Origin of the sequence: Pseudomonas sp. R3-57 (assembly GCF_051132065.1) — a bacterium.
Taxonomy (GTDB): domain Bacteria; phylum Pseudomonadota; class Gammaproteobacteria; order Pseudomonadales; family Pseudomonadaceae; genus Aquipseudomonas.
In genome coordinates, this window is the sequence record NZ_CP071655.1 from 1603582 (window position 1) to 1627645 (window position 24064).

Annotated in this window: 17 protein-coding genes and 1 rRNA gene; 13 read left to right on the forward strand and 5 right to left on the reverse strand. The window is 58.6% G+C overall.

The genetic code is table 11. The features are described from left to right. The first annotated feature begins 58 nt into the window (after positions 1-58). A 5S ribosomal RNA gene (gene rrf / locus J3P93_RS07340) occupies positions 59-174 on the forward strand. A 147-nt stretch (positions 175-321) separates the two neighbouring features. Then, a complete protein-coding gene (locus J3P93_RS07345) occupies positions 322-861 on the forward strand; it encodes a hypothetical protein (RefSeq protein WP_434598307.1) in 540 nt (179 codons plus the stop codon). A 5-nt stretch (positions 862-866) separates the two neighbouring features. On the opposite strand, the gene J3P93_RS07350 is transcribed toward J3P93_RS07345, so the two are convergent. Beyond that, positions 867-5003: a CheR family methyltransferase gene (locus J3P93_RS07350; protein WP_434596187.1), complete on the reverse strand. Its 4137-nt coding sequence runs from the start codon at positions 5001-5003 to the stop codon at positions 867-869. 302 nt (positions 5004-5305) lie between these two features. Between J3P93_RS07350 and J3P93_RS07355 the strand changes: the two genes are divergently transcribed. The 4 genes from J3P93_RS07355 to J3P93_RS07370 all read left to right on the forward strand — a co-directional run bounded on the left by J3P93_RS07355 (position 5306) and on the right by J3P93_RS07370 (position 10495). Next, positions 5306-6910, forward strand: a complete 1605-nt coding sequence (locus J3P93_RS07355; protein WP_090285377.1) for a tetratricopeptide repeat-containing response regulator — start codon at positions 5306-5308, stop codon at positions 6908-6910. Continuing rightward, positions 6907-7599, forward strand: coding sequence for a sensor histidine kinase (locus J3P93_RS07360; protein WP_434596189.1), 693 nt, complete (start codon positions 6907-6909; stop codon positions 7597-7599). The genes J3P93_RS07355 and J3P93_RS07360 overlap by 4 nt, the downstream gene beginning before the upstream one ends. A 199-nt stretch (positions 7600-7798) precedes the next feature. Beyond that, the gene (locus J3P93_RS07365) at positions 7799-9040 is read left to right on the forward strand and encodes a glutamine synthetase family protein (protein WP_434598309.1); all 1242 of its coding nucleotides are present in this window, start codon (positions 7799-7801) and stop codon (positions 9038-9040) included. Positions 9041-9109: 69 nt separating this feature from the next. Continuing rightward, positions 9110-10495: an MFS transporter gene (locus tag J3P93_RS07370; RefSeq protein ID WP_434596192.1), complete on the forward strand. Its 1386-nt coding sequence runs from the start codon at positions 9110-9112 to the stop codon at positions 10493-10495. Positions 10496-10568: 73 nt separating this feature from the next. On the opposite strand, the gene J3P93_RS07375 is transcribed toward J3P93_RS07370, so the two are convergent. The 4 genes from J3P93_RS07375 to flgA all read right to left on the reverse strand — a co-directional run bounded on the left by J3P93_RS07375 (position 10569) and on the right by flgA (position 13169). After that, complete coding sequence (locus J3P93_RS07375; protein ID WP_090285368.1) at positions 10569-11315, reverse strand: flagellar brake protein; 747 nt, start codon at positions 11313-11315, stop codon at positions 10569-10571. A gap of 88 nt (positions 11316-11403) precedes the next feature. Further along, the gene (locus J3P93_RS07380) at positions 11404-11871 is read right to left on the reverse strand and encodes a flagella synthesis protein FlgN (RefSeq protein ID WP_332769161.1); all 468 of its coding nucleotides are present in this window, start codon (positions 11869-11871) and stop codon (positions 11404-11406) included. A gap of 48 nt (positions 11872-11919) precedes the next feature. Continuing rightward, the gene (gene flgM / locus J3P93_RS07385; RefSeq protein WP_090285364.1) at positions 11920-12246 is read right to left on the reverse strand and encodes a flagellar biosynthesis anti-sigma factor FlgM; all 327 of its coding nucleotides are present in this window, start codon (positions 12244-12246) and stop codon (positions 11920-11922) included. A 161-nt stretch (positions 12247-12407) separates the two neighbouring features. Continuing rightward, positions 12408-13169, reverse strand: a complete 762-nt coding sequence (gene flgA, locus J3P93_RS07390; protein WP_434598312.1) for a flagellar basal body P-ring formation chaperone FlgA — start codon at positions 13167-13169, stop codon at positions 12408-12410. 82 nt (positions 13170-13251) lie between these two features. Here flgA and J3P93_RS07395 point away from each other — a divergent pair, with 82 nt between their 5' ends. From J3P93_RS07395 to J3P93_RS07425, 7 genes are all read left to right on the forward strand, one after another. Further along, positions 13252-14184, forward strand: a complete 933-nt coding sequence (locus tag J3P93_RS07395) for a chemotaxis protein CheV (RefSeq protein ID WP_090285360.1) — start codon at positions 13252-13254, stop codon at positions 14182-14184. A 46-nt stretch (positions 14185-14230) separates the two neighbouring features. Then, on the forward strand, positions 14231-15058 hold the full coding sequence (cheR, locus tag J3P93_RS07400; RefSeq protein ID WP_016773612.1) for a protein-glutamate O-methyltransferase CheR: 828 nt from the start codon (positions 14231-14233) through the stop codon (positions 15056-15058). A gap of 367 nt (positions 15059-15425) precedes the next feature. Then, positions 15426-15833 carry a flagellar basal body rod protein FlgB gene (flgB, locus tag J3P93_RS07405; protein WP_093099242.1) on the forward strand — a complete coding sequence of 136 codons (408 nt, stop codon included), beginning with the start codon at positions 15426-15428 and terminating at the stop codon, positions 15831-15833. A gap of 3 nt (positions 15834-15836) precedes the next feature. Further along, positions 15837-16280: a flagellar basal body rod protein FlgC gene (gene flgC, locus J3P93_RS07410; RefSeq protein WP_007937507.1), complete on the forward strand. Its 444-nt coding sequence runs from the start codon at positions 15837-15839 to the stop codon at positions 16278-16280. A gap of 15 nt (positions 16281-16295) precedes the next feature. Then, positions 16296-17021 (forward strand): flagellar hook assembly protein FlgD, encoded by a 726-nt coding sequence (gene flgD / locus J3P93_RS07415; RefSeq protein ID WP_090285356.1) that lies wholly within the window; start codon positions 16296-16298, stop codon positions 17019-17021. Between the two features lie 31 nt (positions 17022-17052). Continuing rightward, complete coding sequence (flgE, locus tag J3P93_RS07420; RefSeq protein ID WP_208940138.1) at positions 17053-18387, forward strand: flagellar hook protein FlgE; 1335 nt, start codon at positions 17053-17055, stop codon at positions 18385-18387. 529 nt (positions 18388-18916) lie between these two features. Beyond that, positions 18917-24055 (forward strand): beta strand repeat-containing protein, encoded by a 5139-nt coding sequence (locus tag J3P93_RS07425; RefSeq protein ID WP_434596203.1) that lies wholly within the window; start codon positions 18917-18919, stop codon positions 24053-24055. Positions 24056-24064: the final 9 nt, after the last annotated feature.

Sequence of the window (24064 nt, forward strand, 5' to 3'; positions counted from 1 at the left end):
GTCACATACCCGATTTTCTGAAGCGAGGCCATCTGGTCACGAGTCAGTACCCGAATTTCTTGACGACCATAGAGCGTTGGAACCACCTGATCCCATCCCGAACTCAGCAGTGAAACGATGCATCGCCGATGGTAGTGTGGGGTTTCCCCATGTGAGAGTAGGTCATCGTCAAGATTAAATTCCGAAACCCCAATTGCGAAAGCAGTTGGGGTTTTGTTTTGCCTGCGAGAAAGTTCGAGGCGCCGAGCAAGCCGACGAATCGACATGGCGAACCTTTCGATCCAGTGCCTTAATGTTTGTCTTTCGGGGCGGGGGATGACCATGCGACGTCGTGGAGCCAACTATTGGTTATGGATCAACAGCCGTTTGTCGATGTACGGCCATGACGAGACACTGAGCGACGGCTTACAGATCGAGGTCCAGGCTCGTGTAGGCCTGAGTGGCGACACACAAGTGTTCATCGGCGTGTATACGAAGGAGGGGCGAGCGATCAGTGAAGAGTTTCATGACCGCGGCAGAGACGTTCCCTGCGAGGTTGCGCTGAAATGGGGAAGCGAGCGAGCCCGGGAGATTGTTATCGCTCAGCAGGTCTTCGCCGCCCCGCACCGTACTCAGACAACGCTGAGTGCAGTGGTGACCGACCCATCGATAGTGGCGATCCGGCGGATGGAGATGAGCGAGCACGAGCGCCTTCAACTCAAGGCGTCGGATGCCTGGTCAGAATATCTGGATGCCAAGAATGCCATGCTCGACCTGATGCGCCTGAGGCGCGTCGACCCAGGCATCTGGGCCGAGAGCAAAGCGCGCCTTCAGCAGGCGATCGACCGTCGCGTGTGCATCCAGCGTGCTTATCTGAGCTGAATCGTTTACAGAAGTTGCGAGCGGCGCAGCGCATCGATGGTTTCGATCAAATCGTCATACGCCACTGGCTTACCGAGGTGCTGGTCAAAACCCGCCTCACGGGACTTCTGCATATCGCTTTGTGTGCCATAACCGGTGAGGGCGATGGCTGGCACATTTTTCACCAGCGGCAACTTGCGCAACGCACTCATCAGTTCATAGCCGCTCATGACCGGCATGCCCAGATCGGAAATGATCAAATCAAAGCGTGTGCCTTCAGCTGCTTTCAGTGCCGCTACCGGATGATCGAACGCGGTAACGTCCGCATCCTCCATCTCTAGCAGCATCTTCAGCGTGTCGAGTACTTCCGGTGAGTCATCCACCAGCAGGATACTCAGGCCATCCAGTTTGCCGGACGCTACTTCAACCTCTTGTGTCGAAGTTTCCTCGACCGCATCTATTGCCAATGGCAGGCACACGGTAAAGGCGCAACCAGCGCCCAGGCCGGGCGAGGTCACCAGTACCGAGCCGTGTTGCGCTTCAGTCAGTTGCCTGACCAGTGACAGACCAATCCCCAAACCTTCGCGCTGATGATTGGTGTGCTGTTTTTCCGCTTGCCCGAAAAGATCGAACACATGTTCCAGATTTTCTGCGGCGATGCCGACGCCGTTGTCTTTGATGTCCAGACGGGCCATTTGCGCAGTGCGACTGGCGATCAATTCGATCCGACCGGTCGGCGGTGTGAATTTCAGCGCATTGTTCACCAGATTCCAGATGATCTGTTCCACCCGCGTCGGGTCGGCATGAATGATCAGTGGGTCGGTGGGCAAGTGCAGATCAACCCGCGTCGCATGCTGTTCGTTGATCACCACGGTATGGATATCACGCAGTACCGCGCTGAGATCAACCCGCGTCAGTTGCAGCTTGAGCTTGCCGGTGCGCACCCGCGCCACGTCGAGCAGGTCATCGATGATCCGCGCCTGGCTGTTGACCGCATCGCAGATGGTATTGACCGCTTTGGTCGCTGGCCCGGCGGTGCGGATGACCGGAAGACGCCTCAGCAGTTCGGCGTTGAGCTGAATCAGGTTCAGCGGATGCTTGAGTTCATGGGACATGACCGCGAAGAATTCGTCGCGCAGGGACACCGTGTTGCGCGTCTGCGCCAGTTCCTGGCTCTGCTCGTCCTGCGCGCGTTTGTGGCCGGTCAGGTCGCGGGCGATCTTCACGTAGCCTTGCAGATAATCGCCGCTGAGCAGGGTGACTTCGCCACTGCAGAAGAAGCGGCTGCCGTCCTTGCGCTGGTGCCAGCGTTCGTCTTCGGCGCGGCCGTGCGTACGGGCGGTCGCCAATTCATTCTCGGCCATCCCGGCGGCGCGATCTTCGGCAGTAAAGATGAAATCGTAGAAAGCACCCTCGGCCTCGGCCTTGCTGTAGCCAAAGATCAGTTCGGCGCCTTTGTTCCAGCTGGTGATCGCGCCTTGTTCGTCGAGAATGATGATCGCGTAATCGCGGGTGCTCTCGGCCACCAGACGCATGCGTTCTTCGCCCAGGCGCAGCTCTTCTTCAGCGGCGCGGCGTTTGGTGATGTCGATGAAGGTCAGCACCGTGCCGTCGATATGGTCTTCGCTGGAGCGATACGGCAATAACCGCGCGATGTACCAGCGGTTATCGGTGCTGTTCACTTCACGTTCGATCATGTTCAGCGACTCGAACACTTGCGCTGCGTCCTCGGCGAGGTCGGCATAGTTGAGCCGGTGGGTGATGTCGAGCAGTGAGCGCCCGGTGTCGACCGGCAGCATGCTGAAAATATCGGTGGCGCGCGGGGTGAACCATTTGATACGCATGCTGCGATCGACGAACACCGTGGCGATGTCGGTCGAGGCGATCAGGTTGGTCAGGTAATCGTTGATCTTGTCGGTTTCTTCAACTTTGGTTTTGAGTTCGTAGTTGACCGTCAGCAGCTCTTCATTGATCGATTGCAGCTCTTCCTTGCTGGTTTCCAGCTCTTCGGTGGCCGAGCGCAGCTCCTCGTTGATGGCCTGCATTTCTTCGTTGGAAGCCTTCAGTTCTTCGCTGGAGACTTCCGACTGTTCGATGGTGTCCTGCAGGTGCAGCTTGGTGCGTTGCAGTTCGCGCTCAAGGTTCGACAGCACCTGGCTCTCGGTCTGCAACATGGTGGTGGCTGCGTGTTCGGCGGGATCGATTTCCACTTCCTCGAAGATCACCAGCACGCATTCGCTGTCCGACTCGTCGTCTTTATACGGTTGTGCAATCAGATCGATGCGGAACTGCCGCTCTTCGCGCTTGAGGATCACCTCCCGCGAGCGCACGGTCAGGTTGCTTTGCTGCACCTGGAACAGCGTTGTGCGAATCTCCAGGCGCAGTTCCGGCAGGATCAGCGTCAGCAGGTTGCGCGACAGCTCGCCGCCGACATGCCGCAGAAAGCGCCCGGCGCTTTCGCTCATGTGCAGGATATCGGCGTTGCTGTCGACAATGATGCTCGGCGGCGCCGAACGCTCGATCGCGCGACGATGAATGTCGGCGAATGACAACTTCGGTTGTTCGCTGGTCTTCACTTCAGGACGTGTAACGCTGCTGCGCATATAACCGCCACGCGGCATGGTCGGCGTACGACGGCTGCTCGGCGTGCCGGTCTTGGCGCGGAAGATGCGGTTGCGTTTGTCCACCGGGGTGAACAATTCGTGGCAGGCATCGGCGCTTTCCGAAGTGCCGAGAAACAGGAAGCCACCCGGTCGCAAGGCAAAGTGGAACATCTGCAGGATCTCGCGCTGTACTTCGCGATCCAGATAGATCAGCAAGTTGCGGCAGGTGATCAGATCGATCTGCGAAAACGGCGGATCGGACAGCAGGCTGTGCTTGGCAAACAGGACCTTTTCGCGGATTTCCTTGCGGATGCGGTAGTGCTCGTCGTCTTTAACGAAATAATGGCGCAGGCGATTAGGCGGTACGTCGGTAACGATGGCTTGCGGGTAAGTGCCGGCGCGGCCGACGCTGATCGCACGTTCATCGATATCGGTGGCGAACACTTGCAGGTTGGCCTTGCTGTTTTCGACCTGCAACTGATCGTCGAGCAGGATCGCCAGGCTGTAGGCTTCTTCGCCAGTGGAGCAGCCGGCAGACCAGACGCGCAATTCCTCTTTTTCCGCCGAGCTGGATACCGCCTGCACCAACTGCGGCAGTACTTCGCGCTCCAGCGCTTCGAAGGCTTCGCGGTCGCGGAAAAAGTTGGTCACGCCGATCAGCATGTCGCCCAACAATGCCTTGGCTTCGTCCGGGGTATTTTGCAGGTAGTGGTAATAGGCGCTGAGATCGGACTGGCTGGTGACCTGCATGCGCCGCTCGATGCGGCGCAGTACGGTGGCGCGCTTGTAATGCTTGAAATCGTGGCCCGTGCTGGCGCGCAGATAGATCAGGATGTCATGCAGACGCTGTTCGGCAATCGCCGCTTCCTGGTCGCTGGACGGCGATTGCACTTTGATGTCTGGGTCATTGGCGCTGGGCAGGGTGATGTTCTGCGAGTTGCTCCACAACTCCATCAGCTTCTGCGGCATTTCTACAACCGGGAGCACCAGGTCGACCATCCGCGTTTCGATCGCGGCGCGCGGCATGCCGTCGTATTCGGCATCTTCAGGCACTTGCGCCAGGGTGACGCCGCCCTGTTCCTTGATCCGCGACAAACCCACTGCGCCATCGGAACCGGTGCCCGACAGCACCACGCAAAACGCTCGTTCGCGGTGGACATCGGCGAGATCACGGAAAAACAGATCGATCGCTGAGTGACGGGTGGTTTGTGTGGCGGCGGCGCTCACGCGCAAATAACCATCGTTCATCGACAGCGATTGCGCGGGCGAAATCACGTACACGCAGTTTTTCTCGATCGGCACCGGCTGCGTCACTTGCAGTACCGGCATCCGCGTTGAATCCTGAATGATCTTGTCGGCGACGCTTTGATGGTCCGGCGATAAGTGCAGGATGATCACGAAGGCCATGCCGGTGTCTTGCGGCATGTGCTCGAAAAACAGCTTGATCGCTTGCAGGCCACCGGCAGACGCGCCAATGCCGACCACCGGGAAGTCCAGGTGGCTGGGGCTCAGGCCTTGGCGCTCGGGGGCAGAAGGCGAGGAGGGTGATTTCGAGGTCATGGCTTCGGCCTTGAGAAGGCGACGGGGTGTGGTCGCGGTGGATCAAAAAACGCACGGGTAACTGCGCAGGATAATCCTGTTTCCGACTTTTTTCCTGCCACAGTTCGAATGGCGTGCTGGTTGTTCTGGGTTGACCGCGCTCTTGGCCTAAACGCACCAACTATCTTCAAGAGATTCGAGGGAGCGGCCGATAACCCGTACGGTGACAGCAACGTCGCGCGAAATCGCTTGATAGCATTTGGCCGGCAGCTATCATCTGCGCGCCTGAAATTGCCCCCTCTTCATTTGCCTGGAAATCGTCGATGTCGTCGTATCACCAAAAAAGCTTTCTGATCGTCGATGATTTTTCGGATTTCCGCAGTTCCGTGCGTTCGATGCTGCGTGAGCTGGGCGTCAAGGATGTCGATACCGCCGACACGGGTGAACAGGCGCTGAAAATGTGCTCCCAGAAGTCCTACGATTTCATCCTGCAGGATTTCCATCTGGGCGACGGCAAGAAAAACGGCCAGCAGGTGCTTGAAGACTTGATGTCGGAAAAGCTCATCAGTCACGAAGCGGTGTTCGTCATGGTCACCGCCGAGACCAGTCAGGCGATGGTACTCAGTGCGCTGGAACACGAGCCCGATGCGTACCTGACCAAGCCGTTCAACCGCTCCGGTCTGGCCCAGCGCCTGGAACGTCTGGAGCAGCGCAAAACCCTGCTCAAACCGATTCTGCAAGCCCTAGACCGTGGCAAACCGGTCGAGGTGCTCAACGCCTGCATCGCTCTGTGCAAGCAGGACATCCGCTATTCGCCGCTGTGCCTGCGCTATCGCGCCGATGCGCTGCGCGACATGAATCAGAACGAAGCGCTGGAACGCCTCTATGACGGCATCATCGCCGACCGTCCATTGCCGTGGGCGTTCGCCGGGCTGGGCAAGCTGTTGTTCAAACGCGGACAGGTGACGCAGGCCAAAGAAGTCTATGAGAAAGCCTTGAAGGTTTTCCCGATGATGCCTGCGCTGTACGACGGCATGGCCGACGTGCTGGTGGCCGAGGGCGACAGCAAGGGCGCGCAACGGGTGCTGGAAGAAGCGATTCGCCTGTCACCGTTGGCGGTGCGTCGTCAGGCCTTGCTGGGCAAACTGGCGATGGCCAACGAGGATTTCGAAACCGCCTCGCGCGCCTATCGTCAGGCCGTGTCGCAGGGCGCGCAGTCGCGCTTCAAGGACCCGGAAAGCAATCTGGGTCTGGCGCATGCCTTGATCAGCAAGGGCAGCGACCGCGGCCTCGATACGCGCACGCGACTGGAGATCAACACGACGCTCAGCGCGGTCGCCAAAGAAAACCCGAGTGACCCCGGCCTGCAAATTCGTGCACGGCTGATGAAGGCCACCAGTCTGCTGCTCAACGATGCGGAAACTGCCGACAAGCTCACCGAACAAGCGCTGATGCGCCTCGATGGCATGGAACAGTTCATGAGCCCGGAAGCGGCGTTGCTGGTGGCCAAGCAGTTGCAGATGCTTGGGCAGGCCGAGGCGGGCACCTCGATGCTCAAGAGCTGCGCGGAGATCTACGGCGACGACCCGGCGGTGATGAAAGACATCGCCAAGCTCACCGATGACCCGACCATTCTCAGTTCCAGTAACGCCGCTGCTGACCTCAACCGCCAGGGCGTGCGGGTGTACAAGACCGGCAACCTGGTGGAAGCCCGCGAGGTGTTCCGCAAGGCGTTGAAGATGCAACCGAAGAACCTCAGCATCGCGTTGAACCTGGCCCAGTCGCTGCTGCATGGCACCGACACCAGTGTGCCGTCGGCGGAGCTGGAAGAATGTCGGGCCTGCCTGAAAATGGTTGGCCTGATGCCCGACACCGACGCGCGGTTTGCGCGTTATCAGAAGCTGAAAAGCAAGGCGTTTGGCGAATGAATCACGATGAGCAGGCGCTGGATTTCTCCACGGTGATCGCCTCCACCGTCCACGACATGAAAAACTCCCTGGCCATGCTCATGCAGGCGCACAGCCAATGGCTGGCGCGTTTGCCGCAAGCGCAGCGTGAGGGCGCGGAGCAGGGCGTGATCGACTTCGAGTTCGCTCACCTCAACGGCATGCTCGTGCAGTTGCTCGGGCTGTACAAGCTCGGCGTCAATCAGCTGCCGCTGCAACCGGCCTATCACGAACTCGACGATTTCATCGAGGCGCAACTGGCCGCGCATCAGGAGGTGTTCGCCAGCCGCGGCATTCTCGCCACCTATGAAGTCGACCCGCTAAGCCCGTTGGGTTTCTTTGATCGCGAGCTGATTGCCTCGGTGCTGAGCAACTGCATCAACAACGCCATTCGTTACGCACGCGAATCATTGTTGATCACCGTGAGTGACGAGGCCGGGCAACTGGTCCTGAGCATCAACGATGACGGCGCCGGTTATCCGCGAGAGATGCTCGAGCGTCAGGCCGATTACGTGCAGGGCATCAATCACAGCAGCGGCAGTACCGGGCTCGGCCTGTATTTCGCCAATCGCATCGCGGCGCTGCATCAGCGCAATGGTGTGGAAGGGCGTACGGAAATCAGTAACGGCGGGCCGCTCGGTGGCGGGGTGTTCAGTCTGTATCTGCCGTAACAATGGTTTTTGCTGACGCTGCTTGATATTCCGAACAGCCGGAGCCTATTTTGTACGGGTCGCCGTTCGCGGCTCGCACAATAACAAGGATTGCGTCATGACAACCGATGGCCAGCGCTCACTCGCACAGCGACTGACGGGCATTGATGAGATTGAATGTGTTACGCCGGATCTTAATGGCGTGCCGCGAGGCAAAGTGATGACTGCCGAGGGTTTCCTCGAAGGGCGGCGTCTGCAGTTGGCGCGAGGTGTGCTGCTGCAGTGCATCATGGGCGGTTATCCGCCGGCGCGGTTTTACGGCAGCGATGACGGCGACCTCGCCCTCGTCGCCGAACCGACCCAGATCCATCGCCTGCCCTGGAGTGACGAGCCGCGCGCCCTGGCGATTTGCGACGCCGACGAGCTGAGCGGCGAAAGCTCGCCGCTGTCGACCCGCGGTCTGCTCAAGCGTGTCATCGCTCGGTACGCGGCGCGTGGATTGGCGCCGGTGGTGGCGACCGAGCTGGAGTTTTTTGTTTTCGCGCCCAACCCTGATCCCACCCAAGCATTTCGCCCACCCGTCGGCCTCGACGGTCGTCGCGAGGACGGCCAGTCGGCGTTCAGTGTCAGCTCCAATAACGGACTACGACCGTTCTTCAGCGAAGTCTACAAATGCATGGCGGCGCTGGGCTTGCCCCGCGATACGTTCATGCACGAAATGGGCGTCAGTCAGTTCGAGATCAATCTGCTGCACGGCGATCCGTTGCTGCTGGCCGACCAGACGTTCCTGTTCAAGCACCTGCTCAAAGAAGTTGCGCTCAAGCACGGCCTGACCGTTGTGTGCATGGCCAAGCCGCTGGCGCACACGCCGGGCAGTTCGATGCACATTCACCAGAGCGTGGTCGAGATCGGCAGCGGCAGAAACGTCTTCAGTGATACGAGCGGCGAGGCGACCGCGATGTTCCGCCATTTCATCGGCGGGCAGCAGGCAGCCATGGCGGACTTCACCGCACTGTTTGCGCCCAACGTGAATTCCTATCAGCGCCTGTGCCATCCGTACGCGTCGCCGAACAATGCTTGTTGGTCACACGATAACCGTGCGGCCGGGCTGCGTATTCCGGCCAGTTCGCCGGTCGCTCGTCGGGTCGAAAACCGCTTGCCGGGTGCCGACGCCAATCCCTATCTGGCGCTCGCCGCCAGTCTGGCCGCGGGTTTGCATGGCATCGAGCAGGAACTTGAGCCCAGCGAGGCGATCCAGGGCGAGTTTGTCGTGCCGGACAATCTTGCGTTGCCGTGTACCTTGCATGCTGCTCTGGAACGTCTGAAGCGTAGCCACTTGGCCAGGGAACTGTTCGGACCCGAGTTCATCGAAGGCTACATCGCTTCGAAGACCATGGAGTTGACCAGCTTCTTCGATGAAATCACCCCCTGGGAACGGCGTGTTCTAGCAGCCCAGGCCTGACGTACTGTCGCCACCGGGCTAGCGTTTGGTTAGCCCGGTCTTTACTGCAAGGAGCCGCTCGGAACGCCGATGCGCCAAATCTGGAAATCCTTTCGAGCGCTGTATTTTGCCTCGCTGATGATGTTGATCGGCTCGGGCCTTCTCTCCACCTATCTGGCCTTGCGTCTGGCCGCAGACAATGTCGACGGCCTGTGGGTCGGTGCGCTGATGGCCGCCAACTATTTTGGTCTGGTGCTGGGCGGCAAGATCGGTCACCGACTGATCGCCCGAGTCGGGCACATTCGCGCCTATTCGGCGTGTGCCGGGATCGTCGGTGCGGCGGTGCTGGGCCACGGTCTGGTCGATTGGCTGCCGGCGTGGCTGGTGCTGCGGACCATCGTCGGCCTCGGCATGATGTGCCAGTACATGGTGATCGAGAGCTGGCTCAACGAGCAGGCCGACGCCAATCAGCGCGGTCTGGTGTTCAGCGGTTACATGATCGCTTCGTATCTGGGCCTGGTGCTCGGTCAGTTGATTCTGGTCATGCACCCGGGCCTCGGGCTGGAGCTGCTGATGCTGGTCGCGCTGTGCTTTGCGCTGTGTCTGGTGCCGGTGGCGCTGACCCGACGGATTCACCCGGCGCCTCTGCATCCGGCGCCGATGGAGCCGCGCTTCTTTATCAAGCGCGTGCCGCAATCGTTGAGCACGGTGCTTGGCGCTGGTTTGATCATCGGTTCGTTTTACGGTCTGGCGCCGTTGTATGCCTCGCAGCAAGGGCTGTCGACCGAGCAGGTCGGTCTGTTCATGGGTAGCTGCATCTTTGCCGGTTTGCTGGTGCAGTGGCCGCTCGGCTGGTTGTCCGATCGTTACGACCGGGCGTTGCTGATCCGCTGCTTCGCCGGGTTTCTGGCAGTGGCGGCGCTGCCGTTGGCGGTGCTGCCGCAGGTGCCGCTGGAAGTGCTGTTTGTGGTGGGCTTCCTCTGTTCGCTGGTGCAGTTCTGTCTGTATCCCTTGGCCGTGGCGTTTTCCAACGACCATGTCGAGGGCGATCGACGGGTGTCGCTGACGGCCATGCTGCTGGTGACCTACGGCGTGGGCGCGAGCATCGGGCCGCTGCTGGCCGGCGTGCTGATGAAGTTTCTCGGCAGCCAGAGTCTGTATGCGTTTTTCAGCTTCTTTGCGCTGGTGCTGGTGTGGCGGATTCGGCCGAAAGCCGTGACCAATCTGCATCAGGTCGATGACGCGCCGCTGCATCACGTCGCGATGCCGGACAGCATGTCGAGTTCGCCACTGGTGGCAGCGCTCGACCCGCGCGTCGATGAGCAGGTGGTGCAGGAGCAGATGGTCCAGGACCCGGCGCCGTCCAGTCCAGAACCTGAACCCGAGCCAGCCGAACCGCCGCCAGCCACGGCCGAAGATGATGTGAGCAGCGCAGATGACAAGCCTGCGCCGGATATCAGTGGCGCGCGGCCCTGAATCGAAGATAAACACTCGCGCATGAAAAAGGGCAGTCCTGTGAGGGGCTGCCCTTTTTGTTGGTCGCTACGGCTCAGAGATCGTCTTTGTCAAACCGCCGCGCTTCACGTTGAAGCTGATAAACGAAACGCTCGACGTTGCGCGCGGCCGGGCCGCTGATGTTGTGAAAGCGCAGGCCGGCGAAGGTGATGTTGAGCTTTTCTTCGAAGTGCAGGTAGCGCAGTTCGACGGCGATCGGCTGGTTGCCGAACAGCGGCGGGGCGATCAGGCGGTCGTAGACCTGGCCCAGTTGCAGGCGGTCGGTGATGTCGCCTTCGAAACGAAACTTGCACCCGGTCGCGGAGATATCCAGCAGCTTGCCATGGATCGGCGACTTGAGTTTTTCACCACCCAGTTCAACGCTGACCAGATCGGTCAGTTTCAGCGCGGCGCGAAAGGCGTTGCGGCGCTGGTGGTAAACCACTTCGGTCGGCAGCTCGCCGGTATAGAAACGATCGCCGTCGGATTCTTCGATGTTCAGCGTGCCGTTGCATTCCCAGGCGATGCGTACGCCGTCATGAAAACCTTCAACCTTGAAAGGCTCGCCGGCGAGCAGGAAGCGTTCGCCATCGCGCGGGATCATTTCGTCCAGAGCGATCGAGGCGCTGTCGCGGTCGACTTTGATCAGGTAGCTCTGGAAGCGCTGGCTGCGCTCGTGGAAGGTGATGATCAGCGGATCGTGGCTGTCCTGCAGCTGGCGCAGGTTGCTGGAGATTTCCAGTGGCGTGGTGAGCACCTTAGGGGGCTGCGGAGCATCATCCGCGCTGAGGGCGTTGGACACGGTTTATCAATCTCCAGACAAAATATGACGACTAGCCAGCATTTTGCCAGCATGTTCCGCGGGTTGATAGAGCTGGCGCATCAACAGCTCATGCCTGGCTGAGCGGACGCGGTTTGGCGGGCTTGGCAAAGGTGCCGCTGGCGTCATACAACGCTGGCGGTTCGCCCCCGGTGAGGATTTTCAGCTGATTGGCCGTGGTGGCCTGCTGAATGCGGATCGACTGGCCATTCTTGACGTTGGCTGCCTGGCACTGGGCGATCAGGTCGGTCAGGGCATCGCCCTGGCGCAACAACTGCTCGCCAATGCTCGATTGCGCGGCCAGTTGTTGCAGGCCGTTGCGATCGGTCGGCAGGTTGAGGCTGGCGAGGATTTCGCTGCGCTTGCGGCCATGCTGTTCCAGCAGAATGATCAACGCCTGCTTGCGCGCCAGAATTTCTTCCAGCAGGGGCATGTCACGACCGTGCAACGCGAGGGATTCGGTTTGCAGCAACTCCAGCAATTCTTGCGCTGGAGCAAAGTCGTCGTCGATCAGTTGCAATAAAGTAGTGTCGTGCATGGCTGGCCTTGGGGTTTAAGCGTCCAAAAGCCTGGCGCCGGCAAAAGCCTAGCGCTGGGCTTCGAAGTTGAGCAGTTTGCTGGCTACACGGTTGCTGTCGACTTTATAGCTGCCATCGGCAATCGCGGCTTTCAACTCGGCCACACGGGCTTTGTCGACAGCAGGCTGATCGCGCAGCTTGTCAGTGACCTTCTGCAACTGTTGAGCCTCATTGCTGAGGTGTACCGACTCCCCGCTTTTGGCGGCATTGGCCTGTTCGGCCTGGGTATTCAGCGGCGCGGAGGGGCTGTTTTCAGCGCTTTCCTTGGCGTTGCTGGTACGTGTGCTGCCTGTCAGTGACGAGGAACTGTTCAAACGGCTGAAATCGATGACCATGATAAAAACCTCTGGGAATTTGGACGCTTGCCATGTTTTCGGCTATCCCCTGGAAAACTTTAGGCACATTTTTCCAATGCGCCTGGCTGCATCGCGGCATGTCCTGCTGCGACACAGTTTAGGGAAGCGACGAGGTCGGCGCCAGTTTTCTCACAGGGCTTTCACATGGCCACTTCCACTTGTCCCGGCGCGGTGACCTGCGCCTTGATCACCCGTTGTGAATTGAGGTTTTTTACCCGGATCTGTTCTTTCAGGCCGCCGTTGGCCAGGGCTTCGCCCGGCATGCGCACGGCCAATGTCCCGCTGCGTGCGGTGATGACGACCTGATCGCCCTTGCGAATGACTTCCGCCTGTTCCAGGTGAACCTGGGTGATGACCTGATCGGCGACCGTTGGTCGGGTTAATTTCTGCCCGATCGCTTCGTCCACCGAGGTCAGAAAGCCCTGATTGATCTGGCTGACGTCGCGCTCGCGCAAGGTCACGTCCTGCGGCTCGATAATCCCGGCGCGTTTGAGCGCACGAGTGGTCGTCACAATCTCGCGAAACAGCCGGACTTGAGCGGGTACGAACACCGTCCAGGGCGATGTACCCTCGCAGCGAACCTTCACCGTAACCCGACCCAAAGGGCGTGCCGGACTCTCCAGCGTCGCTGTCAATTCCTTGTCGCACATCGGCATGCGCATGCGCGGGTCGAGCTGGTTGACTTCGATTTCATAACGGCCTTCGGTTTGACTGCTCGTCAGATAGTCTTCTACGGTGAACTCAAGAAAGCCCTGAGTGACGCCGATAAGCATGTCAGGCAAGGTAACCGCATCAGCATGGGCAGGACTGCCAAAGAACAAGCAGCAAATGGCGCACGCACCGGCAAGCGCTCTGCGAAGAGGCGCTGTCAGGTGTCGGGAAAATGTCGTTTGAATGTTCATACGGGTTAAAAAGCAAGCGCCGTGCCGTTTAGCAATGAATGTGCGTCGCAACAACACTTGGCGTTGATGTAGGAGTCTGGGCATGGCGGGTGTAATGGATTCGGTGAACCAGCGCACGCAACTGGTAGGGCAGAATCGCCTGGAGCTGTTGTTGTTCCGTCTCGACGGTCAACAGCTCTATGGCATCAACGTGTTCAAGGTACGGGAAGTGTTGCAATGCCCGTCGCTGACGTTGATGCCCAAGTCCAGTCCTGTGGTGTGCGGGGTGGCAAATATTCGCGGGGCGACCATTCCGATCCTCGATCTGGCAATGGCGACCGGTTCCGGAGCGTTGAAAGACAAGAACAGTCCGTTCGTGATCATCACGGAGTACAACACCAAGACCCAGGGTTTCCTGGTCCGCTCGGTGGAGCGCATCGTCAACATGAACTGGGAAGAGATCCATCCGCCGCCCAAGGGCACCGGTCGCGATCACTACCTGACGGCTGTGACTCGGGTCGACAATCAGTTAGTCGAAATCATCGACGTCGAAAAAGTGCTGGCGGAAGTCGCACCGACGCCGGAAGCGATATCGGTGGGCGTGGTCGATGTCGAGACCCAGACCAAGGCGTTGTCGCTGCGGGTGTTGACGGTCGATGACTCGTCGGTGGCACGCAAGCAGGTCACCCGTTGTCTGCAGACGATCGGCGTCGAAGTGGTGGCGCTGAACGACGGCAAGCAGGCGCTGGATTACCTGCGCAAGCTGGTCGACGAAGGCAAGAAGCCGGAAGAAGAGTTCCTGATGATGATTTCCGACATCGAGATGCCGGAGATGGACGGGTACACCCTGACGGCGGAAATCCGCGGCGACGCGCGCATGCAAAAGCTCCATATCATCCTGCATACTTCGTTGTCGGGGGTATTCAATCAGGCGATGGTCAAAAAAGTCGGCGCCGATGACTTCCTGGCCAAATTCCGTCCTGATGACCTGGCATCCCGGGTAGTCGACCGGATCAAAGCAGCAGATATCAGCTAGGGACCTATTGTCCCTGGTAGTCAACACGATTTAAGAGGCGGCACCATTGTCTACGGGTAATTTGGATTTCGAACAGTTCCGGGTCTTCCTGGAAAAGGCCTGTGGCATTTTGCTCGGTGAAAACAAGCAATATCTGGTCTCCAGCCGTCTCAACAAACTGATGGAGCAGCAAGGCATCAAGTCGCTGGGTGAGCTGGTGCAACGCATCCAGACCCAGCCGCGCAGCGGTTTGCGCGAGCAGGTGGTCGATGCCATGACGACCAACGAAACCCTGTGGTTTCGCGACACCTATCCGTTTGAGGTGTTGAAGAACAAGGTCCTGCCGGAAGCGATCAAGGCCAGCCCCAACCAGCGCTTGCGCATCTGGTCGGCGGCCTGCTCGTCGGGTCAGGAACCGTACTCGCTGTCGATGTCGATCGACGAGTTCGAGCGCAGCAACCTCGGCCAGTTGAAGATGGGCGTACAGATCGTTGCCACTGATCTGTCGGGCCTGATGCTCAATAACTGCAAGACCGGCGAGTACGACAGCCTGGCCATCGGCCGCGGTTTGTCGCCGGAGCGTCTGCAACGCTACTTCGACCCGAAAGGGCCGGGGCGTTGGGTGGTCAAGGCGCCGATCAAGAGCCGGGTGGAGTTCCGCTCGTTCAACCTGCTCGACAGCTATGCCGCGCTGGGCAAGTTCGACATCGTGTTCTGCCGTAACGTGCTGATCTACTTCTCTGCCGAAGTGAAGAAAGACATCCTGTTGCGCATTCACAGCACGTTGAAGCCGGGCGGGTATCTGTTTCTTGGCGCATCCGAAGCGCTGAACGGTCTGCCGGACCATTACCAGATGGTCCAGTGCAGCCCGGGGATCATTTACAAGGCGAAGTGATTGCTGCCGCAATACAACAAAACGGGAGTCCTCATGGGGCTCCCGTTTTTTTATGCCTGCCACTTTTCCCACTTACATCATGTATCCCTGTGGGAGCGGGCTTGCCCGCGATGGCGCCCTGTCAGTCGATATAAATTCACCAGATATACCGTCATCGCGGGCAAGCCCGCTCCCACAGGGTTCATGTAACCGGTGAGAGGCAACCAAGCGGCAGAAAAGCGGCATCTGCCGGAAGCCGGTTGCCGCTTTTCTGGCATTGCCGCGTTGCCGCCCGCCCGCAAAGCCACGGAAACCGGGAGTTTGGCAATCTGGCACGACGCTTGCTAAAGCTCAGTTACGAAAAACCGGTCACCTGAAGGTTCCCGACATGAGCATCAGCTTCGACAAAGCGCTCGGCATTCACGAAAAGGCTTTGGGCTTCCGCGCCCAGCGTGCCGAAGTGCTGGCCAACAACATCGCCAACGCCGATACCCCGAACTACAAGGCGCGGGATCTGGACTTCTCGAAAGTACTCGAAGCCCAGAGCCAGAAAAACGCCAACGGCACCATCGCTCTGAACAAGACCAACAGCCGTCACATCGAAGCTGAAGGTCTGGGCAATGGCGACGAGTCGCTGATGTATCGCACGCCGATGCAGCCTTCGATTGACCAGAACACCGTGGACGCTCAACTGGAACAGTCCAACTACGCGGAAAACGCCGTCGGCTTCCAGGCCAGCTTCACCCTGCTCAACAGCAAATTCAAAGGGCTGGTGTCAGCCCTGCGCGGAGAGTAATCCATGTCCCTGTCCAGCGTTTTCAACATTGCCGGCAGCGGCATGAGCGCCCAGACCACGCGTCTGAACACCGTGGCCTCGAACATCGCCAACGCCGAGACCGTCTCGTCGAGCATCGACCAGACCTACCGCGCCCGTCACCCGGTGTTCGCCACCATGTTCCAGGGCGGCCAGAGCGGCGGCAGCGACTCGCTGTTCCAGAACCAGGACGCGGCCGGTCAAGGCGTGCAGGTACTCGGTGTGGTCGAAGACCAGAGCAACCTCGAAGCGCGTTACGAGCCCAACCACCCCGCGGCCGACGCCAAGGGCTACGTCTACTACCCGAACGTCAACGTGGTGGAAGAGATGGCTGACATGATTTCTGCGAGCCGTTCGTTCCAGACCAACGCCGAAATGATGAACACCGCCAAAACCATGATGCAGAAGGTGCTGACCCTCGGTCAGTAATAAGGGGCGACTGCCATGAGCGTTACCGATACCACCAGCTCCCTGAGCATGAATGACATCCTGTCGAACTCGTCGAAAAAGACCAGTTCGACCACCGATGGCATTGCTTCGGCGACCAACAGCAGCACCGGCGGACAAGCGCTGGGCAAGGATGCGTTCCTGCAGTTGCTGGTGACCCAGCTGAAAAACCAGAACCCGCTCGACCCGCAGGACAACAGTGCATTCGTTGCCCAGTTGGCGCAGTTCAGCAGTCTTGAAGGCATCACCACGCTGAACTCCACCGTGAGTGGCCTGGCCGGCAACTACAACTCGTCGCAGGCGCTGCAAGCGTCGTCGCTGGTTGGCCGTAACGTGATCGTGCAGACCAACACCGCACAGCTCGATGACCCGAGCAAAGGCCTGACCGGTTCGGTCACCGTGCCTTCCTCGATTGCCGGTGGCACCGTGACCATCACCGACAAGGACGGCAAAACCGTTCGCACCATCGATCTGGGCAGCCGCGCCGCTGGCGACGCGAGCTTCACCTGGGATGGCAAGGACACCGCAGGCACCGTGGTGCCGGTCGGTACTTACACCTTCAAGGCCAACGCACCGATCAACGGCACCGCGACGGACCTGGCGACTTACCTGCCAGCGACCGTCAACAGCGTGACGATCAGCCAGACCGGTGGCGAGCTGATGCTCAACCTGGCCGGCAAGGGCACCGTCGCCCTGTCCAAAGTTCAAACCATTGGTATATAGAGCCGACTAACCCGGCATAAAGGAGTGGAATATGTCTTTCAATATCGGCCTTAGCGGTCTCTATGCAGCCAACAAGCAACTGGACGTGACCGGCAACAACATCGCCAACGTCGCCACCGCCGGTTTCAAATCCTCGCGCGCAGAATTCGAAGACGTCTATTCGTCGACTCGTCTGGGCAGCGGCAGCAAAGTCATCGGTAACGGCGTGCGCCTGGCCAACGTTTCCCAGCAGTTCACCCAGGGCGATATCAACAACACCGGCAACGTGTTGGACATGGGTATCAACGGTTCCGGTTTCTTCACCATGAGCAACAACGGCTCGATCTCGTACACCCGTGCCGGTACGTTCAAGGTCGACAACGCCGGTTACATCACCAACACCGACTACACCTCGCGTCTACAAGGTTACGGTGTGGATGCCAACGGCAAGATCATCAATGGCGTGTTGACCGATCTGAAGATCGACACCTCGAACCTGGCGCCAAAGTCGACTTCGGCGGTGACTTCGAGCATCAACCTGAATTCGTCCGCCACTAAAATCATCGACACGGGCGCCACCCCCGTGGTGTTCGACCCGTCCAAGCCTGAGACCTATACCAAATCGTTCAGCACCCCGATCTATGACACGCAGGGCAACTCGCATGTTATGGATCAGTATGTAGTGAAGACTGGTGATAACGTCTGGAAGGTGTACACCTTGGTTGATGGCCGTAACCCGGATGCTACCGGTAGCGATCCAACCAAGACTCCACCAGTGGCTTCGACACTGACGTTCGACAGTTCCGGCAAGTTGCTTCAGGTCAGTACGCCTAATCCGGCAGACCCGACCAATCCAATTATCAGCAGCGACCTGACCCTGAAGAACTGGGTGCCAGGCACCGTGACCAACGGTAATTTCACGCCTAATGGCGCTTCGGCTAACCCGAATGGCGTGACCATTTCGATGGCCAAGACCACTCAGTACAACGCTGATACTTCGCGCACCATTCCGACTCAGGATGGTTACGCCACCGGCCAGATCACCAACCTGACGATCGATGGCACCGGTACGCTGTTCGCCAACTTCAGCAACAATCAGAGCAAGGCGATTGGTCAGGTTGCACTGGCCAGTTTCACCAACGAACAGGGCTTGCAGGCGGTGGGTGGCACTAGCTGGAAAGAGACGTTCGCTTCGGGTATTCCGGGCTACGATGCACCGAAGACCGGTACGTTGGGTGAGGTGGTGTCCAACTCGCTGGAAGAGTCGAACGTTAACCTGACCAATGAGCTGGTTGATCTGATCAAGGGTCAGAGCAACTATCAGGCGAACGCCAAGACCATTTCGACGCAGAGCACGATTATGCAGACCATTATTCAGATGACCTGATTTATCTATTGGCTATGCATCACTAAAAACCGACGTCCTGAGGCGTCGGTTTTTTTGTGCGCGTTAACACGCTGCGCATCAATTTTTTTACCGTTCGTCGTCTGGGATGGTGTGGAAATTGCTGCATCTGCGGACTAAGCGCAGCCACCGTCAAACTTTCGACCGGTGTGGGTCACGGTGTGGCAGTAGGCTGCGCCGATATGGAAGTCATCAAAAGCTCTACGGATGGAGTACCTGTGAACAATCTCAAAGCTGTCCGTGCGCCGATCCAGGTGCTGCAACTGACAAGCCATACCCCCGCCGAGCAGGCAGAGTCGGTGATTCCTCCCTGCGTTATCAGATTTCTTTGCCTATCGGGCTGGTCGCCGGTGTCGCGTGTACGCACCGTTGTTCGCCGCACCGCATCGAAGGCGCTGTCTTGCCTGCTCAACACAACACGTAACAATGCCCAGTGCATGCTCAGAGAGGGACGACCCCGGAGTGCCTGGCGTCTCAGCGCAGTTTCCGACACACACACAAGGAAGATGTAATGGCAGTTATATATGGCACCAACGCTGCGGATACCCTGGTGGGTACCGCTGGTGATGATCAGATTCGGGGCTATGCCGGGGATGACGTGTTGAATGGCGGCGCCGGTAACGATGTATTGATGGGTGGGGAAGGAGCCGACCAGATCAACGGCGGCGCGGGAGTTGATACAGCCAGTTATGAGGATGTGACCAATGTCATTTCGGTAACGCTGAATCTCAAGACAGGTGTGCACACCGGCGCCGCCAAAGGCGATACGTTCACCGATATCGAAGTGTTTCGGGGTACGAATTGGGCGGACACTTTTGTCAGTGGTTCCGGAGCCGACACCTTTGATGGTCTTCAGGGAAATGACACGCTTAGCTACTCAACATCTGACCAGGCTATCAATATTTTTTCCTCTGTCGGGGCTGCCGGCACGGGTACCGGTGGGGACGCCCAAGGCGATTCATTCACTAATGTTGAAACCATTGTCGGTTCGGCATTCAACGATACTTTCACCCTCACCGGCGGTGGGCTGACGCTTAACGGCGGGGCCGGCAACGACGTTTACATAATCAACGGCAATACCAACGCCAGCATTATCGAAGCAGCAGGCGGCGGTGACGATGAAGTTCGCACCACGCAAAACACTGCTTATCTGGCGGCAAACGTCGAGCGTCTGACCTTTACCGGCACGGGTAACTTCAAAGGCGTTGGCAACGCCGGCGACAATTTCATCACCGGAGGGGCGGGTGACGATGTCTTGACTGGTGGCGCAGGTGCCGACCAATTGTCGGGGGGGGGCGGTTTCGATATCGCAAGTTATGAAGAAGTGGTCAATGGCGTTCCCGTGACACTGAACCTCAAGAGCGGGGTCAACGCAGGCATTGCGCTGGGCGACAGTTACTTCGGCATCGAACTCTACAAAGGTACGAATTACGGCGATACCTTTGTCAGTGGCGCGGCAGCCGATAGCTTCGACGGTCTGCAGGGCGCGGATACGCTCAGCTATTCGACGTCGGATCAGGCCATCAACATTCTGTCCTCCGTTGGCGGTGCAGGTACCGGTAGTGGCGGAGATGCACAGGGGGACTCGTTCACCAATGTTGAAACCATTGTCGGTTCAGCGTTCAACGATACCTTCACCCTCACCGGCGGTGGACTGACACTTAACGGCGGAGCGGGTAACGACGTTTACATAATCAGCGGCAACACTAACGCTGGCATCATTGAAGCGGCAGGCGGCGGCGATGATGAGGTGCGCACCACACAAAACACCGCCTATCTGGCGGCAAATGTCGAACGCCTGACTTTTACGGGAGCCGGGAGCTTCAAGGGCACCGGCAACGCTGGTGACAACATCATTACGGGCGGCACGGGTGACGACGTATTGATCGGGGGGGCAGGTGCAGATCAATTGAATGGTGGAGCCGGCTTCGATACCGCCAGTTATGAAGATGTTGTTAATGGCGTCGGTGTGACGCTCAATCTTAAGACCGGCAGTAATACTGGCATTGCCTTGGGAGACAGCTACTCCGGTATCGAACTCTACAAGGGAACGAACTACACAGACACATTTGTCAGCGGCGCGGCTGCCGATGCCTTCGAAGGACTTCAGGGTAGCGACACCCTGGACTATTCGACCTCTACCGAGGCCATCAACATTCTTTCGTCCGTTGCTGGAGCCGGTACCGGCTCTGGCGGTGATGCCCAGGGTGACTCGTTCACCAATGTCGAAACCATCATCGGCACGGTATTCAACGATACGTTCACCCTCACCGGTGGTGGACTGGTGCTCAACGGCGGTGCGGGCGACGATGTTTACGTTTTCAACAACAATGCCAACGGCGCCATCATTGAAACAGTTGGCGGTGGTATCGACCAACTCTTCACCAATAACGTCGACATGACGCTGGCTGCCAACGTTGAACGGCTCACTTACACCGGTACCAGCAACTTCACTGGGCGGGGCAATGCTGGTGATAACGTTATTACCGGCGGCAGCGGCAACGATGTGTTGATCGGCGGAGCAGGGGCAGATCAGCTTGTCGGCGGCGCCGGTATGGACACTGCCAGCTACGAAGATGAGAGGACCGGTGCTGGTGTGACCCTCAATCTGAAGACCGGCGTGCACACGGGCATGGCTCAGGGAGATACTTTCGAGAGCGTCGAGGCAATCCGGGGTTCGGCCTATGGCGATACTTTCTTCGCCGGTACTGGAGCCGACACACTGGATGGCGCGGGCGGTCTGGACAAGCTGGATTACGCGGATTCGTCCCAGGCCATCAGTCTTTCCATTGCCAACGGTGCCGGCACTGGCTCGGGTGGCGACGCGCAAGGCGACCAGTTCAGCAATATGGAGTGGATTGGTGGCTCGGCCTATGCAGACCGGTTCTCAGCGACTGCTGGAACAATTACCGTCAGTGGCGGGGCGGGCGATGACGTTTACGTCGTCGATGCCACCGGGGTGATCAACGCCATCGAAGTTGCGGGAGGGGGGATTGATGAGATACGTACCAGTCAGGCCAGTGGTGTGCTGGGTGCGGAAATCGAACGATTGACCTATACCGGCAGCGGCAACTTCACCGGGCGGGGCAATGCCAGTGACAACGTCATCACCGGCGGTGCGGGTAACGATGTGCTCATGGGGGGAGCGGGCGCTGACCAGTTCATCGGCGGGAGTGGTTTAGACACTGTCAGCTATGAGGATGACCCCACTAAAGCAGGGGTAACCGTCGACCTGAAGAACGGCGTTCATACAGGGATAGCCGCCGGTGATACCTTCTTCGGCATTGAAGCTTTCCGCGGTTCAGCGAATGGCGATACGTTTGTCGCCAGTCTTGCGGTCGATACCCTTGATGGCGCTGGCGGCATCGACAAACTGGATTACTCCAGTTCCGCCCAAGCCATCACCCTGTCCGTTACCAATGGCGGCGGCGTCGGAGTGGGCGGCGATGCTCAGGGTGATGTGTTCAGCAACTTCGAGAACATCATCGGTACAGCTCAGGACGATCAGTTCACCCTCGCGGCGGGCTCGATGACGTTCGCCGGGGGGGCAGGTAACGATGTCTACATCGTTAACGGCACAGGCGCGTTGACTGTCATCGAGACCGTCGACGGTGGCTATGATGAAGTGCGCACCAGCCAGGCCAGCGCTACGTTAAGCGCTGGCGTAGAGCGCCTGACCTATACCGGAACAGGGATAGGCAGCTTCACGGGCCGGGGTAACGCCAGTGATAACGTCATCACTGGCGGTGGCGGCAATGACGTACTCATGGGCGGTGGCGGTGCCGATCAATTGATCGGCGGTGCCGGGAATGACACTGTCAGTTACGAGGACGATTACAGTGGCGCCGGCGTGACGCTGAACTTCAAGACCGGCGTACACACCGGGATTGCCGCCGGGGACACCTTTTCCGCAATCGAGACGTTCAGGGGCTCGTCTTCCAACGACACCTTCGTTGCAAGTATTCAGGCCGACGTGTTTGACGGCGCGGGCGGCACCGCTGACAAGCTGGACTATTCCGGCTCTGCCCAAGCTGTTGTCGTGACGGTCGCCAACAATGCGGGATCAGGGGTTGGCGGTGATGCACAAGGCGATGTGTTCAGCAATTTCGAGAACATTGTCGGGACTGCTCTGGACGATCAGTTCACAGTCACTGCCGGTACGATGACCTTTAGCGGCGGACTGGGCAATGACATCTACTTTGCCACGGGCACCGGTTCGGTTCTGGTTACTGAGCTGGCGGGAGAGGGTGACGATGAGGTACGCACCAATCAAGTCAGTTACACCTTGAACGCCGAAGTGGAACGGCTGAGTTATACGGGAACGAGCAACTTTACCGGTCACGGCAATGCAGGCGACAACATCATCACCGGAGGGGCAGGCAATGACGTCCTGTTTGGTGGGTTAGGGGCGGATCAACTGATTGGCGGTGCAGGCTTCGACATTGCCAGTTATGCCGATGGCGGCATGGCGATTGTCAGCACCAAAACTGGCGTTGCCAATGGAGGCTCGGCAGCAGGGGATACCTACAGCAGTATTGAGCAGATAAACGGCTCCAATGCTGGCGATATTTTCATCGGCGGCGCGGGTGCGGATCGCTTCGATGGCGGTGCCGGTGTCGACTTCCTCAGCTTTGCCTATGAAACCGAAGGTGTCACCTTCAATCTCGGCGCTCCGCCTTTGACGGGTGTGGGAGCAGGTGACGTGTATACCTCAATCGAGGCTTTCCTGGGTTCCAACTATGCGGACACCTTTACCGGCAGCATTGCAGCAGCTGAAAGCTTCGTGGGTGGAGGCGGTGCGGATGTGCTGTTCGGCGTCGGACGCGGCGATGCGGCCTGGTATGTCAACAGTTCGGCAGCCGTGCAGGTCAACCTGTTGACCGGTGCAGGCATTGGAGGTGATGCCGAGGGGGATGTGTTGAGCAACATCGACAACCTGGTCGGTTCTGCATTCAACGATACCCTGACGGGTAACGCGCTAGCTAACATGATCGAAGGCGGAGACGGAAACGACATCATTGACGGTGGTGACGGCAACGACATTCTGTACGGCAATAGCTTCACCATTACGGGGGCGTTAACTGGCCAGCCTGCTACCGACAACCAAGCAGACATCATTCATGGTGGCAACGGTAACGACTACATTGCAGGTTACGTATTTGATGCAGGATCGCTTTACTACGGTGACGGCGGTAATGATCGGATTACTGTCGTGTCCGCGATTGCAGACGGTGGCGACGGCGATGACGAGTTAATAGCAATCGGCAATGGTTATGAACTACATGGCGGTGCAGGAAACGACAAACTCTATCTGAGCGCTTCAGGTGATGGCTATGGTGGTGAAGGTAGCGATCAGTATTTCGTCGCCTCGAAAACCATGGTGGCGATTTTCGATGAAGGGGTTACCGGTACTGACACTGTTACCCTGAGGAATATTCAGACTTTCAATGATGTTGTACTCAAATCGAATGACTTGGGGGTCTACATTTTCAACCGCGCCGATGTCGAAAGTGGCAATCTCAACTCCGGTGTCTTCCTCAAAGACTGGAATGCCGGCGCCAACACCATTGAGAAGTTTTACACCAACAACGGTGAGTCTTTCACTATTCCTGTCGTAGGGCAGGCAATGACGGAGTCATTCGCAGTTTGACGAAGGCGT